This window comes from Deinococcus wulumuqiensis R12 (assembly GCF_011067105.1).
GTDB classification, from domain to species: domain Bacteria; phylum Deinococcota; class Deinococci; order Deinococcales; family Deinococcaceae; genus Deinococcus; species Deinococcus wulumuqiensis.
On sequence record NZ_CP049357.1, the window covers coordinates 1,652,346 to 1,669,404 of the forward strand.

Sequence of the window (17,059 nt, forward strand, 5' to 3'; positions counted from 1 at the left end):
GGTTCACACGGCCTTGAGGTGACGGCAGGTCAACTGGCGGATGTCCGGCGGCGGCAAAGCAGCGACAATGGCCCCGATGCCTGGACTGACCCTGCGAGAACGCCGCCCCGAAGACCTGCCCGTGCTGTGGCGCTGGCTGCACGGCGAGGGCCACCCGGAATGGCAGCGGTGGGACGGCCCCTATTTTCCCAGGTCCGGCGCGAAAAAGACGCTGAGCGAGTTCGTGGAAACGGCCCGCCCTCCTGGCCCACACAGGCGCATCATCGCGCTGGACGGCGAATGCATCGGCATGGTCAGCCGCTCGCAGGAGGAACCGGCGGGGGGCGGGTGGTGGGAACTCGGCATCGTGATTTACGACCCCCGGCACTGGGGCGGCGGCTTCGGGCGGCAGGCGCTGAGGCTCTGGACTTCCCTGACCTTTGCCGAAACGGATGCCCACGTTCTCACCCTGACCACCTGGAGCGGCAACGAACGCATGGTGCGCTCGGCGCAGCGCGTCGGCTACCGCGAGTGCGCCCGCATTCCGGAGGCGCGGCTGTGGCAGGGGCAGCGCTGGGACAGCGTGAAACTGTGTGCACTGCGGCGCGAGTGGGAAACTGGGGCATGACCGTCCACCTTCGCCCCGCCCAGACCTTCGACGCCGAGTTTGCCGCGCCGCTGATTCAGGAAGCCATCGGTGCCATCGGCCATCATCTGACCGGCACCGACAACGACACGGACGCCGCGCACGTCATCGCGCAGTTTTTCGTGTTGCGCGGCAACCGCCTGAGCTTTACGAACGTGCTGGTGGCCGAAGCACAGGGGCAGCGGGTGGGCCTCGCGCTGGTCTACCCCGGCGAGTTGGCGCACGCGCTCGACGACCCCTTCCGGCAGCACCGCCGCAGCCTCGGGCTTTCTCCCGAGGTGGTCAGCGAGGCCGAGGCGGGCGAGTTCTATCTGGACACGCTGGCGACCCTCCCGGCCGTGCGGGGGCAGGGCATCGGCGCGGCGCTGCTCGGGGCCTGCTTTGCCAGGGCACAGTCGCTCGGCCTGCCGCTGACCCTGCTGGTCGAGGACGGCAACCCGGCGCGGCGGCTGTACGAACGCAGCGGCCTCACCGAGGTCGGACGGCGCGAACTGGCAGGTCACAGCTACGCCCGGATGGAACGGCGAGCCTGACCGCCGCCCTATCCGCCGCCCCACCGAACGAAGCCCCAATCCCTTTTCATCCCCCCGCGCCTATACTCCCCGCCGTGCCGGACCCCTCTGCCCCCACCGTCCTTCTGCGTGACCGCCGCCCCGACGACCTGCCCACCCTGGAGCGCTGGCTGACCGACGAGGCGGCGCAGTGGCGCGAGTGGGACGCGCCCTACACGCCGCCCGGCCAGACGAGCGAAACCATGCAGGCCTATATCCGTTACCTCGCCGCCACCCCCCCCGACGCCGACGAGCGCGTGATCGAGGTGGGCGGCGCGGTGGTCGGCATGGTCAACCGCTCGGAAGAAGAACCGGCGGGCGGCGGCTGGTGGGATCTGGGCATCCTCATCTACGACCCGGCGTACTGGGGCGGCGGCGTGGGCACGCGGGCCTTGGCGCTGTGGGTGCAGGACACGCTGGACTGGACCGACGCGCACACCCTGACCGTGACCACCTGGAGCGGCAACGAACGCATGATTCGGGCGGCCCGTCGCCTGGGCTTCCGGGAATGCTCGCGGGTGCGCGAGGCGCGGGTGGTCGGCGGGGAGCGTTACGACTCGGTGCGGCTGGACCTGCTGCGTCGTGAGTGGCTGCGGCATGAGTGGGCGGGGGCCTAGACCGTGGCCGCCAGAAAGGAAAAGGCGGGGCGCGAAAAGCCCGTCAACCCGCCGGGCCACCTCGCCACGCAGGATCTCAAGGACCGGGGCTGGACGCCGCGCCTGATCGAGCGCTTTCTGGGGCCGCACGACCTGACCCGCGAAAACGGCCTGAAAATGGGCCGCAGGCGTCTGCCCCCGGTCAAGCTGTACCTGGAAACGCGGGTGGACGAGGCCGAGCGCGACGACGCTTTTCTGGCGGCGCAGGCGAAAGCCGCCGACGCCCGCGAACGCGCCGCCCGCAACCGCGAGGTGCGTGAAGCCAAGCGTGCCGCCCTGCTGCGGGCCGCCGCCGAGGGGTATACCCCCACCATCCACCCCGAACCCCTGCGTAAGGGGGCCAAGAACAAGGCCCGCGCTCCTTACCTCGCCGGACTGGAGAGGACGCAGCGCCAACTCGAAAAGGAACTGGGCAAAGTCACCGAGAAAGAATCGGCGCAGCTGCGCGCCCTGCTGATGGAAAGGCTCGACACCGCGCTCGCCGCCGCCTACGACTGGTTTCCTGCCCCCGGACAGGCCCCGGCCAAAGCTCCGGCGCGGGCGGAAGGTGGGGGCGGGGAAGCGCGGCCCAGCGACTGGCGCGAGTGGGACTGGGACTGAAGGGATAGAGGGCGGATGGCAAAAGGCGCCTCTGCACAAACAAAGGGGCGGGGCAGGTGGGCTGAGCGCCTAGAGCATTTGACAAAAAGACGTAACGTCTTTTTGGCGAGCGGACTGGGACAGCTCGCAGAGAGCGAGTGCAAAACACTGAGCAGGGCGGAGAATGGAGTGATGCGCGGTGCCGTTCCGCGCATCACGTAATTCGGAGAACTGCTCTAGACTGACGGGCATGACCAACGACAGCAAATGGCTCGCCACCGAGAAGCGCTACGACAGCGGCATCTACACCAAGCACGACGTGGTGATGGTGCGCGGCCAGGGTGCGACGGTGTGGGACGAAAACGGGCGCTCCTACATCGACTGCGTGGCGGGCTACGGGGTCGCCACCATCGGCCACAGCCACCCCGATGTCGTCAAGGCGGTGCAGGAGCAGGCCGCCAAGCTGATGGCGATGCCCCAGACCGTGCCCAACGACAAACGGGCCGAGTTCCTGCAGGAACTGGTCGGTGTGCTGCCGCAGGGCCTGGACCGCGTGTTTCTGTGCAACTCCGGCACCGAGGCGATGGAAGCCGCCAAGAAATTCGCCATCACCGGGACGGGCCGCTCCCGGTTCGTGGCGATGAAGCGCGGCTTTTCCGGGCGCACCCTCGGCGCACTCGCCCTGACCTGGGAGCCGAAGTACCGCGAGCCGTTCGGAGACGCGGTGGACAACAAGAACGTCACCCACATCACCTACGGCGACGTGGACGCGCTGCGGGCCGCCGTGACCGAGGACGTGGCCGCCGTCATTCTCGAACCCGTGCAGGGCGAGGGCGGCGTGCGGCCCGCCAGCCCCGAATTCATGCAGGAAGCCCGCCGCATCACGAAGGAAAAGGGCGCCCTGCTGATTCTGGACGAAATCCAGACCGGCTTTTGCCGCACCGGGAAGATGTTCGCCTGCGAGCATTTCGGCGTAATTCCCGACGGCATGACCCTGGCCAAAGCGATGGCGGGCGGCGTGCCCATCGGCGCCTTTGCCATGACGGGCGAGGTGGCCGACCGGATGCCTGCGGGCGGCCACGGCACGACCTTCGGGGGCAACCCGCTGAGCATGGCCGCCGGAACCGCTGCCCTCCGCGCCATGAAGCGTGAAGGGCTGTCCGAGCAGGCCCGCGAGAAGGGCGAATACATGATGGAAAAGCTCCGCGCCCTCCAGTCCCCCAAAATCCGCGAGGTGCGCGGCCTGGGCCTGATGATCGGCGTCGAACTCAAGGAAAAGAGTGCACCCTACATCCACGCGATGGAACACGACGAGGGGGTGCTGTGCCTCGCCGCCACTCCGCTGGTGGTGCGCTTCCTGCCGCCCGCCGTCATCAGCCGGGAGCAGATCGACGCGGTGGTGGCCGCCTTCGGGCGCGTGCTGGACAACGTCAATCCCCGCGCCGAGCGACAGGCCGAACTCGCCGCCGCGCAGGACGACATGGGGCAGGCCCAGGTCAGCCAGGGCGAGAGCATTCAGACCGAGTAGTCAGGGGCGGAATTCTTCTTCGGAGATGGCGGCGCGTTTCGGCCATCTCTTTTACTTCATTTCATACGGATTCCGCTTAATTCCTGCACAGTCGGGAAAGCGCCGCCTGTGCATCCATATCGCAGAATCCGTATTTTTTCCTACTCCTTTCAGTCGGATTGAATCCAGAAATCTGCTGGATTCAATCGGAATCCGTATCAGAGGTGGTGGCTTATCCTGCCGCCATGCCGCGCCCGCCCCTGCTCGTCTTTATCGCCTGCTCGCTCGACGGCTTCATCGCTCGCCCGGACGGCGGCCTGGACTGGCTGAGCGCCGCCGACAGCTCGGGCGAGGACTTCGGCTACGACGCGTTTATGGAACGGGTGGACCACCTGCTGATGGGCCGGGGCACCTTCGAGAAGGTCGCGGCCTTTCCGGAGTGGCCCTACCGCATTCCCGTCACGGTGCTGAGCCGGACGCTGCGGGACGCCGACCTGCCCGCCCACCTGCGCGGCAGAGTCAGCCTCTACGCGGGCGAACTGGACGACCTCTGGCCCCGCCTGAGCGAATCGAAAGGCGTTTACGTAGACGGGGGGCAGGTCATCCAGTCGTGTCTGCGGGCCGGATGGATTGACGAACTGACCATCACCCGTCTGCCGGTGTTGCTGGGACAAGGGCTGCCCCTGTTCGGGCCGCTGGCGAAAGACGTGCGGCTGCGGCATCTGCACACGCGCAGTTTCGGGAAAAGCGGGGCGGTGCAGAGCGTGTATGGCTGCGGCCCCGCCGTTCCCCGTCCAGATGGCCTATCGCTGCAATGACACCGGGCCTGTAAGGTAAGCCGCGTATGACGACCGCTGCCCCCCAAACTGAAACGTTCAAGTCGCCGGGGCGCGAAATTGCCGAACTGGCCGTACCCGTCAGCCTGGAAATGGTCATTCAACTCCTGCTGACCTTCATCAATCAGGTGGTGGTCGGCACCCTCGGCGCGGTGGCGGTGGCGGCGGTGGGGCTGGCGGGCAGCCTCGGTTTCCTGTTTTTCGTGACGCTGGGCGCGCTCGGCTCCGGCACCAGCATCCTGATTGCGCGGCGCTTCGGGGCGGCGGACACCGCCGGGGTCAACCACGCGCTGAGCGTGGCGCTGGTCATCAGCACGCTGCTCGGGGCGCTGATGACCGTGCCGACCATGCTGGGCAGCGCCGCGATTTTGCGGCTGGCGGGCGGTGACGCCGAGGTGACGGCGGCGGCCATTCCCTACCTGCGCGTCATGATGCTGGCCCTGGTGCCGGGCATGCTGGGCTGGGTCTTTACGGGGGCGCTGCGCTCGCTGGGCCGCGCCCGCACCCCGCTGGTCGCCACCCTGCTGACGGTGACGCTCGAAATCGCCCTGGCCTACTCGCTGGTGTTCGGGCTGGGGCCTCTGCCTGAGCTGGGACTGGTGGGCGCGGCCTGGGCGGTCTTTGCGGCCAACGTGTTCAAGGCCACTTTCCTGGCCTTTCAGATTTACGGGCCGCGCCGCCTCGCTGCCTTTACGCTGCCGCCGCAAAAGGAGTGGGGGAAAATCACCGCTCCGTTGCTGAGCATCAGTGCGCCGCTGGCCTTTACCGAGTTCGCGTGGAGTCTGGGCGGCTTTCTGTACAACGCCGTCTTTGCGCGGGTCGGCACCCTGGCGCTGGCGGCGGCGGGCATCGTGGGCACGCTCGAAGGCATGTTCGTGGTGGCGTCGTTCGGCCTGATGAGCGCGGCGACTGTCCTGATCGGCCGCAGCCTCGGCGCGGGGGACGCGCAGGGGGCGCAAAGCTGGCTGGCCCGCATCTCGCGCACCGGGCTGCTCACGGGCCTGGGCTTCGGGCTGCTGTTCGCCCTGAGCAGCCTCGTGGTGCCGCTGATGTTTCCAAAAGTGGGAGCGGAGGTCCACCAGATTGCGCTGGTCGGCATCCTGATCAACGCCGCCACGCAGGTGTTCAAGGTCCGCAACATGATTGTCGGCGGCGGCGTGCTGCCCGGCGTGGGCGACGGCAAAGGCGTGATTCTGGGCGACGTGGTGGGCGCGTTCGTGGTGGGGTTGCCGCTCGCCATCGGGCTGGGGCTGTACACCCCGCTGGGCGTCTGGGGCGTGTTTCTTGCCCGCAGCCTCGAAGAAATCGTCAAAGTCCTGATTTTCGAGTGGCGACGCCGCAAGGTGAACTGGGAGCGGCTGGCGCAGGAGCAGCGGGGGAAAGAGGCGGTGGCCGGGCATTGACCGACAGAACACGGCGGAGGGCAGAGAATCCATCTCCGGCCCCCGTTTTCCGTCTGACTCATCCCACTTTGAAAAAGCGAAAAGGGCCGGAGCATCGCCCCCGGCCCTTCCCTGTGTCCTCCGCTCAGCGCACGGTGCGCAGCCAGTTCGCCACCGCCGCGTTCATCGCGCTGGCTTTCTCGAAAGTGGCCGCGTGTCCGGCGCCGGGAATCATCACCAGCTTGCTGCCCGCAATGGCCCCTTTCATCTTCACTTGCAGTTCGGTGGGCGTCACGTTGTCTTCCAGGCCCGCGACGATCAGGGTCGGTACCTTGATGGTCGGCAGCACCGGATTAGCATCGGGACGGGCGGCCAGGGCGTTGGCGGCGCCCACGGCACCGGGGAGGCTGGCCTGCTTGATCAGGCTGCCTAGGTGCATGACCTGGTTGGGCATCTTCATGCGGCTCTCGCCAGTCAGCATTCGGGGCATCAGCAGGTTGACCAGGCTGGCGACTCCCTTTTCCTGCGCTTGCTGCGCGGTGCCGCGCCACATGGCGGCCTCGGCGACACCCGCAGGCTCGGCGGTGGTATCGATCAGAATCAGACCCTTGAAGCGCTCGGGAGCCGAACGGTACATCTGAAACAGGGTCATGCCGCCCATGCTCATGCCGCCCACGACAGCCTTGTCCAGCTTCATGGCGTCCATAAAGCCCAGCATGGTCTGCGCGTAGTTCTCGATGCTCACGGTCTGGCCGGGCGCGAGTTTGCTCTGACCGAAGCCGGGGAGGTCCACGGTGATAACGCGGTACCCGGTCAGCATGCGGTTGTTCTTGAACAGTTCACCGCTGAGAGGATAGCCGTGAATCAGAAGCAGCGGTTGGCCGCTTCCCTGGGATTTGTAGAACACCTGGGCACCGTTCACGGTCACGGTCCCCTGCGACATCATGGGCATCGGAGCGGCACCCGCGAAGGCGGACGTGGCAAGCAGGGCGGTCAGGGTCAAAAGTGTTTTTTTCATGGGAAAACCTCCAGAAATTGAATCTGGAGGCCAGTCTAGAAGCACCCGGCGGCGGCGAAGGCCCAGCTCAATTTTTGATAGGGAAACGCCCCGGGTTCACCCAAGCCCTGTTCGGTATCTGAATCGCAGTCATCTGTTTAACTGAAGGGTTTGATACGGTTCTGAACTCTGGTTCGCGCCGTCCAGAACTGTAGTTTCTTTGACTCACTCCGCTTTTTCAAAGCCATCTCAGTCCACCACGCGGAAGCCCAGCTTCTCCGCTTCTTCCACGAAGAAATTGATGTTCTCGGTGAGCGTCTGCGGCCCCAGGCTCTTGCGCCCGTGTTCGCCGGTGGCCGCGATAATCAGGGTTTCCGCGAGGCAGGCGGGCACGTTGCCGACGCCGAATTGCAGGTCGATGTTGGTGGTCATGGAGCCGGGCGGCACGACCAGCCCGCCGGGGATGACGCGCACGCCGGGCACGGCGCCCACCGTCTGGTCCACGTCGGCGGGGCGGCCTTCGTCGAAAATCCAGACGCCGGGCTTGACATGCTGCGGGAAAATCACCGGGTTGGGGTCGCTGGTGGCGCTGAAAATCAGGTCGGCTTCCTTGAGACTGTCGTAGCTGAGGGTGGTCACGATTTCGGTGCCGGGGTTGGCGCGGCGCAGGGTGTTCGCGCTGCGCTCCAGCCGCTCCAGGTCGCGCCCGATCATGACGATTTTGCCCACCTGCGGCGCGATGGTGCGGGCGATCCCGAAGGCGACCACGCCGTTGGCCCCCACGATGCCCGCCGTGGCCGCTTTCAGGTCGCGCCCCGTTTCGGCAAAGTGCTTCAGGATGCCGGGAATGGCGGCCTTGACAGTGCCGGAGGTGTACGCGCCCCCGTTGGTGACGGTGATTTCGGGCACGGCGGCCTGCACGTCCACGCCCTTGTTGCCGACCACGCTCCAGAACGCCCCGAGGCCGAAGACTTCCGCGCCCAGCTCGTGCGCCAGTCGTGCGCCTTCGATGGCCCGCCGGGTCGCCAGTTCGGGATTGTCGCGGAAGCGGTCAGGCAGCAGCGGGGCCGAGAGCAGGTAGCAGCGGATTTCCTTGCTCTGCCCGTTGGCGTCGGGAGCAGTGCGGATGCCGCGCAACTCGCCCACCTTCATCGGGCGCATCTCGTCGGCCATCTGACGCACCAGTTTTTCGCTGACGAGGCCCTTTTGCACCAGGGGCCGGAGCCACGCGAAGCGCTGCGCCGACCAGAAGTCGTGCAGGTTCATCGGGTGAATCATGAACGCGGCGACCACCACGTCGTCGCGCTTGCCCGCCACCGGCACTTCCTCGCCCAGCCGCGCCTCGGTGCCGTCCAGAATGCGGCCCACGTTTTCCTTGAAACGCCACGCGGCGGCCAGCCCCAGCCCCAGCAGGCCGACCTTGCTTCCGGTGCTCAGCGGCAGCAGCGCCCCCACCCCGGCCAGGGCCGCCAGCGCCGAGAGCGTCGCCGCGCTGATCAAGCCCCAGTACCCCGCCACCGCCGCGTACACGACCAGCGGCACCAGGGTCAGCCACAGCGGGAGCGCTCCCGTCACCGCGTACCCGGCCAGCACGCCCAGCAGCACGAGGTTGCCGCGCCCACGCGGGGGGGTGGGGCCGTACAGAAACCGGGGCGGGTTGAGGTGCCCGAGGTACGCCGCCAGCCCCGCGAGCACCATCACGCCGCCGTGACCGGGGCCGAGGCTCGACGCCATGACGACCGCCAGCAGGCCCTTGAGGAAATCCAGGCCCGCGCTCCCGAAGGCCAGACGGGGGCCGACGCGCCGCAGGACGTTCTCGACCCCGAGGTTGTGGGCACTGTTGAGGCGCGTGCTGACCCCAGCGCGGCGCAGCAGCCAGTGGCCCAGGGGCAAGCTGCCCACCACGAAGGCGACGACCAGCAGCAAGGCGGAAAGAAACAGCATGGGGGCGAGTATAAGGGCTGCGGGAAACGGAAAAAGGAGCGCCAGCCGCCCGGAGCCTCACACCTGTTCGCGCGAGTACGGCCTGTAGCCCGCCGGGGTGTCGCCCTCACCGGAAAACAGCGCCGTGGTGAGGTAGCGTGCCCCGGTGTCGCAGGCGATGGTGGCGACCCGTTTGCCCGGCCCGAGCCGGCGAGCGACTTCCAGCGCGGCCCAGACCATCGCGCCGCTGCTCATGCCGATAAACACGCCTTCTTCCTGCGCCATGCGCCGCGCCAGGGGGTAAGCGTCCTCTTCCCAGACCTGAATCACGTCGTCGAGAACGCTGCGGTCGAGGTTGTCGGGGATAAAGCCCGGTCCCATGCCCTGAAAGCCGTGGTTGCCGCGCTCGCCGCCCGAGAGCACGTTGGAGCGGGCCGGTTCGCAGGCGATGACCTGAATATCGGGGTTCTGCCGCTTGAGAAAGCGCCCCGTGCCGCTGATGGTGCCTCCCGTGCCCGAGCCGTACACGAAGGCGTCGATGCGGCCTTCCATCTGTTCCCACAGTTCAGGGCCGGTGGTGGCCTCGTGGACGGCGGGGTTGGCGGGGTTGGCGAACTGGTTCATCATCACGGCGCCCGTCTCCGCCGCGATTTTCTCGGCTTCCTCGATGGCGGCGAGCATCCGGCGCTCGGGGTCGGTCAGGACCAGTTCCGCGCCGTAGGCCCGCAACGTGCGCTTGCGCTCCTCGCTCATCTGGGCGGGCATGCACAGAATCAGCTTGTAGCCCTTGGCCGCTGCCACCTGCGCCAGCCCGATGCCGGTGTTGCCGCTGGTCGGCTCGACGATGGTGCCGCCCGGCCTGAGCACCCCCCGGCGCTCGGCGTCCTCGACCAGGCCCAGCGCGGTGCGGTCCTTGATGCTGCCGCCGGGGTTCTGGCCTTCGAGCTTGACGAACACCTCGGCCATGTCGGGCGTGACCACCCGCTGGAGCTGAATCAGGGGCGTGTGCCCGATAAGCGACTCGATCATGCGGGGAGTGTAGCCCCGCCGCCCGGGGGAGGGCCGCAGCCTGCGCCGCTTTGTCTGCCCCGGCCCACCTTTGCGCGCCTCGGGGTGCGGTACCTTGCACACACGCCCTTTTCAAACGTTCCCTCTGGAGGAAGTCCATGACCAAAGCCGCTGTTTTTACCGTTCTCAGCGCCCTGCTGCTGTCTCAGGCGCAGGCCGCCACCACCGTCAAGATCGCCACCATCAGCCCGCTGTCGGGCGCCGTGAGCAACCTCGGCGTACAGATGAAAAACGGTGCCCAGCTCGCCGTGAACGAGATGAAGCCGCAGTTCGCCAAACTCGGCATGACCCTCTCGCTGGTGGCCTACGACGACCAGGCCGACCCCGCCACCGGCACCTCGGCGGCGCGGCGTGCCCTGGCCGACAAGTCGGTGCTGGGCATGGTCGGCCCGCTGACCAGCGGCGTGGCGATTCCCGCGACCCAGGCGATGGCGCCCAGCCACCTCGTCGCCGTGGCCCCCGTCGCCACCAGCGAGAAAGTCACCGACCGGGGCCTGAAAAACGTCAACCGCGTGTGCGCCCGTGACGACGCCCAGGGCGCGGCGGGCGGCAACTTCGTGGCCGGGACGCTGAAGGCCAAATCGGTCTACGTCATCAACGACAAGACCCCCTACGGTCAGGGCATGGCCGCCGAAGCCGAAAAAGCGATGAAGGCGAAAGGGGTGCGCGTGGTCCAGAGCGAAGGCGTGACTGCCGAGGACCGGGACTTCACGGCGGTCATCACCAAGGTTCAGGCGCTCAAGCCCGACGCCATCTACTTCGCCGGGCTGTACGGCCAAATCGGGCCGTTTACCCAGCAGCTCCGCGCCAAGGGCATTCAGACGCCCATCGTCAGCGGCGACGGCCTGGACAGCCCCGACTTCATCAAGCTCGCAGGGCAAAATGTCAGCAACGTGTATTTCACCAGCCTCGCCCCCTCGCTGAGCGTGGTGCCCGCCGCCAAGAAGGTGGCCGACCAGTACCAGAAGACCTTCGGGGCGCCCATTCAGGGCACGGGCATCATGGCCTACGACTCGGCCAAGGTGGTGCTGACCGGCATCCTGAACGCCGCCAAGCAGGGCGGCAACAAAGTGCCCACCCGTGCCCAGGTCGAGAAGGCCGTGCGCGGCGGCACCTTCAAGGGCCTGACCGGGGACATCAAGTTCAACGCGAGCGGCGACCGCACCTCGGCCAAGATTTACGTCGAGGCCATCAAGAGCGGCAAGCGCAGCACGGCGGCCACGCTGAACATCACGCGCAAGTAAGCGGCAATCAGCAGCGAAGGCCCCCAGGACATGATGCCTGGGGGCCTCTCTCACGGTTTCTCGACGACTCGACTCCTGGACCTCTCCTACTTATGCACGTCGAGTTCCACCTTGAAGTTCCCACGCCGCGTTTCGTTAACCACCCGCTTGAAGTCGATGCGGCCCAGGCCCTCGGCGCTGAGGCTGTCGCCCTCGCGGATTTCGCTGCTGGCGCGGGCGGGCTGGCCGTTGAGCCGGACCTTGCCGCCGTCTATGCCCTGCTGAAAGTAGGCGCGGCTGACCCCGAAGCCCTTGGCGCCCACCACGTCCACGCGCATAGAGGGCACCACCACCTCGCGCACTTTGCTGCCCTTGCCCGCGCTTTCACCGACCTCCTCGACCTCGACCTCGCGCCCGCCGAGTTCGGTCAGGTCGGCAATCGCCTGCGCCGCCTTGCCGGTGGCGGCGACCAGAAAGGCCCCGCCGCGTTCCTCGCGCACGTCGCCGAGCTGGTCTTCGCTCAGCGCCAGCCGCTTGAGCTGCACGGCGAAGTCCTGCTCGTCCCAGGGCACGCCGCCGGGGGCCGGGGTCACGCGCAGCACCTGTACGCCCGCGTCCACGTCGGGAATGTGGGCCGGGTAGAGGGTCAGCACCACGCGCCGGGCATCGGGAAAGCCGCCCGCGATTTTGTGGCGCACGCCCTCTTCGTTGAGCAGACGGCGGTCAATCTCGTCGCCGTCCACGAAAGGGGTCCGCACGACGCGCCCGCCGCCCGCCTGGGCGATGAGGGTGGAAAGTTTCTGTTTCATGACCGCGAGGATACCCGCAGGCAGGCGGGGCGTCAGGAACGCACAGCCTTAATGGCCGCCGCGACCAGCCCCTCCAGCGAAGGGTGCGGCGCGACGGTCACGGAGAAAAACCCCAGCGCCCGCGCCGCCGCCGCCGTCTGCTCGCCGATGGCCGCGACCCGCAGGCGCCGGGGGTCGAGGTCCGGCCCCGCCAGCGCCGCCAGCTCCCGCGCCGCGCTGCCCGAGGCGAGGGTGACGGCGCAGACGCCCGCGAGGGAGCGCCGCTGCGCTGCGTTCAGGACGGCGGGTTCAGTGCGGTACAGCTCCAGACGGCGGTACGCTATGCCCCGCGCTTGCAGCTCGCCGCGCAGGGTGTTTTCGGAGAGTTGCGAGGTCAGATGCAGGGCGACCTGACCGGGACGGGCAGGCAACTCGCGGCCCAGGGCCAGGGCGGTGGCGGTGCTGGGCACAAACGCCACGTCCAGCCCGGCGGCGCGAAGTTCGCGGGCGGTGGCCTCCCCCACTGCGGCCAGTCGCATGCCCGAGAGGGGCAGCGGGCCGAGGCTTTCCAGCGTCCCCGACAGCGCCGCCGCCCCCTGCGGACTCGTGATCAGAACCCAGGCCACCCCGCGCAGGTCGCTCAAACCTTCCCGCAGGGCCTGGGGGTCCGGAGCAGGCACGAACCGAATCAGCGGCACGCTCAGCACCTCGGCCCCCTGCAAGCGCAGCAGTTCGCCCAGCCGCCCGCCGCCGTCTTCCCCGTTGTCCGGGCGGGTGACGGCGACGGTGTGACCTTGCAGGGGGAGAACTTCAGCAGCCATGCGCCGCTCAGACTAGCGCCGCTCTACAGTGCAGGCCATGTCCACTGATACGGATTCCGATTGAATCTGAAACTACCAGATTCAATCGGAATCCGTATGAGCTATTCCACGCCCCAGCACACCCGCAGCAGGTCCAGGGCGCGGCGGTCCACCGGACCCAGACCGGCGGGCAAGGCGTCCAACGGAAAAAAGCGGAGTTCCGTGCCCTCTGACCCGTCCGGCGCAAGCTCGCCTTCCCAGGCCGGGACCACATAGACCGCTGTGACCTGATAAAACTCGTCGCCGCCGGGAAGCAGCACGTGGGTTTCTTTGCCGCTGACCACCGTCAGCAACCGAACTTCCAGAGGCCGCAGGCCCGTTTCCTCGTGCAGTTCGCGCCGCAACGTGTCTTCCAGCGCCTCCCCCAGTTCGGCAATCCCGCCGGGTGTTCCCCAGCCGCCCGTGTCGCGGCGGCGTTGCAGCAGCACCTCGTCTGCCGAGTTCAGCACCAGGGCACAGGCACCGGCCAAGTTGACGGGGGCGTGTCCCACCAGCGCCCGCAGGTCATGGACATATTCGGTTGTACTCATGTGAGTATCTTACTCAAAGTTTTGATGGGCCGAGCGCACCGCGTCCCGCACCGCCGCACAGACCGCTTCCTGCACCAGCGCCCCGAGCAGCAGCGGGTCGGCGGGGGGCAAGGCGGCGCTGCTCAGCACGAACGCACTGTCCCCGTCCCAGGCGGTGTGGCTGGGGTGAATCACGCGGGCGAGCGCGGTCTGCGCGGCGTCGGCCAGGCGGCGGCACTCGGCTTTCGTCAGGGCATGTTCGGTGGCGACGGCGACGAGCGTCGTGTTTTCCACGTCGCCGGGCGCAAAGGCGGCGGCGCCCGGCCCCGTGCCCGGACCTGCCAGCGCGCCGCCCTGCTCGTCCAGCACGTCACCCACCGGGTTGACCACGGCCAGGGCTGCGACCCGTACACCGTGGCGCTCCAGACACACGCTGCCCAGCCCGCCCGGCACCCCACCGCCGAGGTATTTGCCCGCCGTGGCCCCGGTGCCTGCGCCGACCAGACCCCGCGTCACCGGAGCAGAGGACGCCGCCCGCGCCGCGAGTTCGCCTTCACGCTCGCCGGGCCGCACCCCCGGGTCGCCCACCCCGAGGTCGTAAATCACGGCCGCCGGGACGATGGGCACCCGCGCCCAGGGCGTCTCGTGGCCGATGCCGCGCTCCTCCAGCACCCGGACCACCCCGGTCGCCGCCGCAAGACCGAAGGCGCTGCCGCCCGTGAGCAGCAGGGCGTGGACGCGCTCGACCTTCTTCTCGGGACTGAGCAGCACGCCTTCGCGGGTGCCGGGACTCGGCCCGATGAACGACGCCGACGCCACCGCCCCCTCCGGCGGGCAGAGGATGACCGTGCAGCCGGTGCGGGCGATGGGGTCGGTCCAGTGGCCGACCTGAAAGCCGGGAAGCGCGGTCAGGGTCGTGTTTTCAGGCTCAGGCATGGCGCCTATTGTGCCGCCCGGAGCAATGAACAGAGGCCTGCGCCCGGCAAAGCCCCTCTCCTTTATCTACTGTCTGCTTTGCGCGTTACGGCGTCTTGAGGGCGTAGCCGATGCCGCGCACGGTGCGAATCACGCCGTAGCCGTCGAGGTCACGGAGTTTGGCCCGCATGTTCGCCATGTGGACATCCACCACGTTGGAGTTGCTCGGCAGTTCGCCGTTCCAGACCTCGCGCTCGATTTCCTGCCGGGAATAGACGCGGCCCGGCTGACGCGCCAGGAAAGTGAGCAGGTCAAATTCCTTGGGCGAGAGCCGGACCTCGTGGCCGTTGTACGAGCACAGCCGTTTTTGCGGGTGGATTTCCAGGGCGCCAATGGTGATGACCTCACCGTGCTGCTGGTGCCGCAGCTGCACCTTGACCCGGGCGACCAGTTCCTCGGGGTGAAAGGGCTTGGTCATGTAGTCGTCGGCCCCGGCCTCCAGCAGATTCACCTTGCGGTCAATCGCGTCCATCGCCGTCAGGATGATGATGGGCACGCTGCTGGTCTTGCGCAGCCGCCGGGCGACTTCCGCACCGTCGAAGTCCGGCAGACCGAGGTCGAGAATCACCAGGTCAGGAGCGTTTTCCCGGGCGCTGGTCAGGCCGGTGATGCCGTCCGGCGCGGTGAGTACGCGGTACCCGGCCTGTTCCAGCTCATACTGGACGACGCGGGTGATGTCCGGATTGTCTTCGATCAGGAGAATACGTTGTTCCATGCGGTGCCCTTCAAAGATCGAGATGCCGCCTGTTCGTCCTGCGTGCGTCCCTTGCAAAATCTTTACCGATTATCGTAGGGGCCGCCCACCGGTGCTGTGCCCCCCGCCGTTTTATGGACCCTTAACGGCTTATACGGATTCCGCTTAATTCCTGCACAGTCGGGAAAGCGCCGCCTGTGCATCCATATCGCGGAATCCGTATTTTTTCCTACTCGCATCCGCTCGGATTGAATCTGGTAGTTCCAGATTCAATCGGAATCTGTATTACTCTTCTCCCGGCACCCGCACACTGTCCACCTGCACCCCGTAACGCAGCAGCACGGTCTTGAGCCGCTGCATGGCCGCCACGGCGCGGGGGCGCTCCTTTGGGTCAAACGCCACAATCAGCCGCGCCGCCGTGCCCGGACGCGGTTCCTGTGCCTGAATCTGAAGGGGCCGACGAAACGCCGGGTCGTCCATCACGTCGCGCAGGATGCGGGCGAAGGTGAGTTCATCCACGCCGTCGAGGGTAAAGGCGATGCCCTGGGGGGTGTCGGTCATGGCGGGAGTATGCCGCGCCCGCTCAGGACGTGACCGTACCGGACAGCAAAAACCGCAGGACCGAGGGCAGCCGCGCACGCCACGCCGATTCGTGGTGAATGGCCTGTGGGTCATGCAGAAAGTGCAGCCGCTCCCCCATGCCGCGTGCCCGCCAGTGTTCGGCCAGCCGCTCGGTGTCCTGCCGGTACGCCTCGGCCCGCGCCGGGTCGTCGCTCTCGCGCCCGCCCACGTCCAGCCAGACGCGGCCTGCCGGGAGGGGCGACGCTGCCGCCTGCCGCAGCGCGAAGTCGCCGCCGGTCCAGAACGCCGGACTCAGCAGCCCCGCGTGGCCGAACACGTCCGGACAGGTGAGCAGCGCGTGGAGGCTGACCACCCCGCCCATGCTGCTGCCGACGACGTGGGTGAACTCGGGGGCGGGCCGGGTCCGCAGGGTCGTATCCACGAGCGGCTTGACCGTCCGGGCCAGAAAGCGCACGTAGGCGCCCGCCCCACCACCCCCGGGCGGGAACCCGCCCCGCGCGTCCTGCGGGGGCGGCACCGGGCTGTACTCGTGAAACCGCCGCTCTCCCCCGTTGGGAAGGCCGACGGCGATGGCCTCCACTCCCTCCCGCGCCAGTTCGGTCAGCACCTCGTCGGCGCCCCATTCGCCGCTGAAGCTGGTGGCGGCGTCGAACACGTTTTGCCCGTCGTGAAAGTAGACCACCGGATAGCGCCGCTGTGGGTCCACGCCGTAGGACGGCGGCAGCCAGGCGAGCAGCGGGCGCGGGGCATGGTCGGCGTCGCCCACCCCGTCCCACTGGAGGAGCGTGCCCGTCACGGTGCTGTCGGGGAGAGCGGCGTAGGACCGCCAGCCTGCGTTCACCAGGGCACTCACTCGATGACGCTCACCAGATATTCCATCGCCAGGCGGTAGCCGGTGAAGCCCAGGCCGCTGATTTTGCCCCGGCACACCGCCGCCGTGACCGACTGGTGCCGGAACTCCTCGCGGGCGTCCACGTTGCTGATGTGGACTTCGACCACCGGCAGCCGCTGCCCTGAAATCGCGTCGCGTAGGGCGTAGCTGTAGTGGGTCAGGGCGCCGGGGTTGATGACGATGCCGGTAAAGCCCTGTTCTTCGGCGTCCTGCACCCATTCGAGCAGCTGGCCCTCGTAGTTGCTCTGGCGACAGGTCACGCTCATTTCCAGTTCGGCGCCCCACGCCTCGCACTGGCGCTCGAGGTCCTCGATGGTCTGCGGGCCGTAGACCCCGGGTTCACGCAGACCCAGGCGGTTGAGGTTGGGACCGTTGAGAATGAGCAGCATGAGACAGGATAGCCCGGCCAGGG

The 17,059-nt window shown here is 67.8% G+C and carries 19 protein-coding genes; 8 read left to right on the forward strand and 11 right to left on the reverse strand.

Translation table 11 applies throughout. The features are described 5' to 3' along the window. Window positions 1-67: 67 nt before the first annotated feature. From G6R31_RS08080 to G6R31_RS08110, 7 genes are all read left to right on the forward strand, one after another. Entirely contained in the window at window positions 68-607 is a 540-nt protein-coding gene (locus G6R31_RS08080) for a GNAT family N-acetyltransferase (RefSeq protein ID WP_017870544.1), read from the forward strand. Continuing rightward, the gene (locus G6R31_RS08085; RefSeq protein WP_017870543.1) at window positions 604-1,158 is read left to right on the forward strand and encodes a GNAT family N-acetyltransferase; all 555 of its coding nucleotides are present in this window, start codon (window positions 604-606) and stop codon (window positions 1,156-1,158) included. The genes G6R31_RS08080 and G6R31_RS08085 overlap by 4 nt, the downstream gene beginning before the upstream one ends. 74 nt (window positions 1,159-1,232) lie before the next feature. Then, window positions 1,233-1,793 (forward strand): GNAT family N-acetyltransferase, encoded by a 561-nt coding sequence (locus G6R31_RS08090; protein ID WP_017870542.1) that lies wholly within the window; start codon window positions 1,233-1,235, stop codon window positions 1,791-1,793. 3 nt (window positions 1,794-1,796) lie between these two features. Then, window positions 1,797-2,432 (forward strand): hypothetical protein, encoded by a 636-nt coding sequence (locus G6R31_RS08095; protein ID WP_017870541.1) that lies wholly within the window; start codon window positions 1,797-1,799, stop codon window positions 2,430-2,432. A 229-nt stretch (window positions 2,433-2,661) separates the two neighbouring features. After that, a complete protein-coding gene (locus G6R31_RS08100) occupies window positions 2,662-3,939 on the forward strand; it encodes an aspartate aminotransferase family protein (RefSeq protein ID WP_017870540.1) in 1,278 nt (425 codons plus the stop codon). Window positions 3,940-4,163: 224 nt separating this feature from the next. Then, complete coding sequence (locus tag G6R31_RS08105) at window positions 4,164-4,736, forward strand: dihydrofolate reductase family protein (protein WP_017870539.1); 573 nt, start codon at window positions 4,164-4,166, stop codon at window positions 4,734-4,736. 26 nt (window positions 4,737-4,762) lie between these two features. Continuing rightward, a complete protein-coding gene (locus G6R31_RS08110; RefSeq protein WP_017870538.1) occupies window positions 4,763-6,157 on the forward strand; it encodes an MATE family efflux transporter in 1,395 nt (464 codons plus the stop codon). Window positions 6,158-6,281: 124 nt separating this feature from the next. Here the strand turns inward: G6R31_RS08110 and G6R31_RS08115 are convergent, their stop codons facing one another. From G6R31_RS08115 to cysK, 3 genes are all read right to left on the reverse strand, one after another. Then, on the reverse strand, window positions 6,282-7,154 hold the full coding sequence (locus tag G6R31_RS08115) for an alpha/beta fold hydrolase (protein ID WP_017870537.1): 873 nt from the start codon (window positions 7,152-7,154) through the stop codon (window positions 6,282-6,284). 228 nt (window positions 7,155-7,382) lie between these two features. Further along, window positions 7,383-9,077, reverse strand: a complete 1,695-nt coding sequence (locus G6R31_RS08120) for a glycerol-3-phosphate acyltransferase (RefSeq protein WP_017870536.1) — start codon at window positions 9,075-9,077, stop codon at window positions 7,383-7,385. A gap of 57 nt (window positions 9,078-9,134) precedes the next feature. After that, window positions 9,135-10,085 (reverse strand): cysteine synthase A, encoded by a 951-nt coding sequence (cysK, locus tag G6R31_RS08125; protein ID WP_017870535.1) that lies wholly within the window; start codon window positions 10,083-10,085, stop codon window positions 9,135-9,137. A 137-nt stretch (window positions 10,086-10,222) separates the two neighbouring features. Here cysK and G6R31_RS08130 point away from each other — a divergent pair, with 137 nt between their 5' ends. Further along, the gene (locus tag G6R31_RS08130) at window positions 10,223-11,368 is read left to right on the forward strand and encodes a branched-chain amino acid ABC transporter substrate-binding protein (RefSeq protein WP_017870534.1); all 1,146 of its coding nucleotides are present in this window, start codon (window positions 10,223-10,225) and stop codon (window positions 11,366-11,368) included. Window positions 11,369-11,454: 86 nt separating this feature from the next. Here G6R31_RS08130 and G6R31_RS08135 read toward each other — a convergent pair whose 3' ends face one another. The 8 genes from G6R31_RS08135 to aroQ all read right to left on the reverse strand — a co-directional run bounded on the left by G6R31_RS08135 (window position 11,455) and on the right by aroQ (window position 17,036). Beyond that, window positions 11,455-12,156: a S4 domain-containing protein gene (locus G6R31_RS08135; protein WP_017870533.1), complete on the reverse strand. Its 702-nt coding sequence runs from the start codon at window positions 12,154-12,156 to the stop codon at window positions 11,455-11,457. Window positions 12,157-12,188: 32 nt separating this feature from the next. After that, the gene (locus G6R31_RS08140; RefSeq protein WP_017870532.1) at window positions 12,189-12,956 is read right to left on the reverse strand and encodes a uroporphyrinogen-III synthase; all 768 of its coding nucleotides are present in this window, start codon (window positions 12,954-12,956) and stop codon (window positions 12,189-12,191) included. A gap of 101 nt (window positions 12,957-13,057) precedes the next feature. Then, window positions 13,058-13,525 (reverse strand): NUDIX hydrolase, encoded by a 468-nt coding sequence (locus tag G6R31_RS08145; RefSeq protein WP_017870531.1) that lies wholly within the window; start codon window positions 13,523-13,525, stop codon window positions 13,058-13,060. Window positions 13,526-13,534: 9 nt separating this feature from the next. Beyond that, the gene (locus tag G6R31_RS08150) at window positions 13,535-14,440 is read right to left on the reverse strand and encodes a P1 family peptidase (RefSeq protein WP_017870530.1); all 906 of its coding nucleotides are present in this window, start codon (window positions 14,438-14,440) and stop codon (window positions 13,535-13,537) included. Between the two features lie 85 nt (window positions 14,441-14,525). After that, on the reverse strand, window positions 14,526-15,194 hold the full coding sequence (locus G6R31_RS08155) for a response regulator transcription factor (protein WP_017870529.1): 669 nt from the start codon (window positions 15,192-15,194) through the stop codon (window positions 14,526-14,528). A 264-nt stretch (window positions 15,195-15,458) separates the two neighbouring features. Then, complete coding sequence (locus G6R31_RS08160; RefSeq protein WP_017870528.1) at window positions 15,459-15,734, reverse strand: hypothetical protein; 276 nt, start codon at window positions 15,732-15,734, stop codon at window positions 15,459-15,461. A 22-nt stretch (window positions 15,735-15,756) separates the two neighbouring features. Continuing rightward, complete coding sequence (locus tag G6R31_RS08165) at window positions 15,757-16,608, reverse strand: alpha/beta hydrolase (protein WP_017870527.1); 852 nt, start codon at window positions 16,606-16,608, stop codon at window positions 15,757-15,759. Then, window positions 16,605-17,036 (reverse strand): type II 3-dehydroquinate dehydratase, encoded by a 432-nt coding sequence (gene aroQ, locus G6R31_RS08170; protein WP_017870526.1) that lies wholly within the window; start codon window positions 17,034-17,036, stop codon window positions 16,605-16,607. The genes G6R31_RS08165 and aroQ overlap by 4 nt, the downstream gene beginning before the upstream one ends. Window positions 17,037-17,059: the final 23 nt, after the last annotated feature.

Coding starts and splice junctions, on each gene's coding strand:
- G6R31_RS08080 (WP_017870544.1), top strand. CDS start 68: ATGGCCCCGATGCCTGGACTGACCCTGCGAGAACGCCGCCCCGAAGAC.
- G6R31_RS08085 (WP_017870543.1), top strand. CDS start 604: ATGACCGTCCACCTTCGCCCCGCCCAGACCTTCGACGCCGAGTTTGCC.
- G6R31_RS08100 (WP_017870540.1), top strand. CDS start 2,662: ATGACCAACGACAGCAAATGGCTCGCCACCGAGAAGCGCTACGACAGC.
- G6R31_RS08105 (WP_017870539.1), top strand. CDS start 4,164: ATGCCGCGCCCGCCCCTGCTCGTCTTTATCGCCTGCTCGCTCGACGGC.
- G6R31_RS08110 (WP_017870538.1), top strand. CDS start 4,763: ATGACGACCGCTGCCCCCCAAACTGAAACGTTCAAGTCGCCGGGGCGC.
- G6R31_RS08115 (WP_017870537.1), bottom strand. CDS start 7,154: ATGAAAAAAACACTTTTGACCCTGACCGCCCTGCTTGCCACGTCCGCC.
- G6R31_RS08120 (WP_017870536.1), bottom strand. CDS start 9,077: ATGCTGTTTCTTTCCGCCTTGCTGCTGGTCGTCGCCTTCGTGGTGGGC.
- cysK (WP_017870535.1), bottom strand. CDS start 10,085: ATGATCGAGTCGCTTATCGGGCACACGCCCCTGATTCAGCTCCAGCGG.
- G6R31_RS08130 (WP_017870534.1), top strand. CDS start 10,223: ATGACCAAAGCCGCTGTTTTTACCGTTCTCAGCGCCCTGCTGCTGTCT.
- G6R31_RS08135 (WP_017870533.1), bottom strand. CDS start 12,156: ATGAAACAGAAACTTTCCACCCTCATCGCCCAGGCGGGCGGCGGGCGC.
- G6R31_RS08140 (WP_017870532.1), bottom strand. CDS start 12,956: ATGGCTGCTGAAGTTCTCCCCCTGCAAGGTCACACCGTCGCCGTCACC.
- G6R31_RS08145 (WP_017870531.1), bottom strand. CDS start 13,525: ATGAGTACAACCGAATATGTCCATGACCTGCGGGCGCTGGTGGGACAC.
- G6R31_RS08150 (WP_017870530.1), bottom strand. CDS start 14,440: ATGCCTGAGCCTGAAAACACGACCCTGACCGCGCTTCCCGGCTTTCAG.
- G6R31_RS08155 (WP_017870529.1), bottom strand. CDS start 15,194: ATGGAACAACGTATTCTCCTGATCGAAGACAATCCGGACATCACCCGC.
- G6R31_RS08160 (WP_017870528.1), bottom strand. CDS start 15,734: ATGACCGACACCCCCCAGGGCATCGCCTTTACCCTCGACGGCGTGGAT.
- aroQ (WP_017870526.1), bottom strand. CDS start 17,036: ATGCTGCTCATTCTCAACGGTCCCAACCTCAACCGCCTGGGTCTGCGT.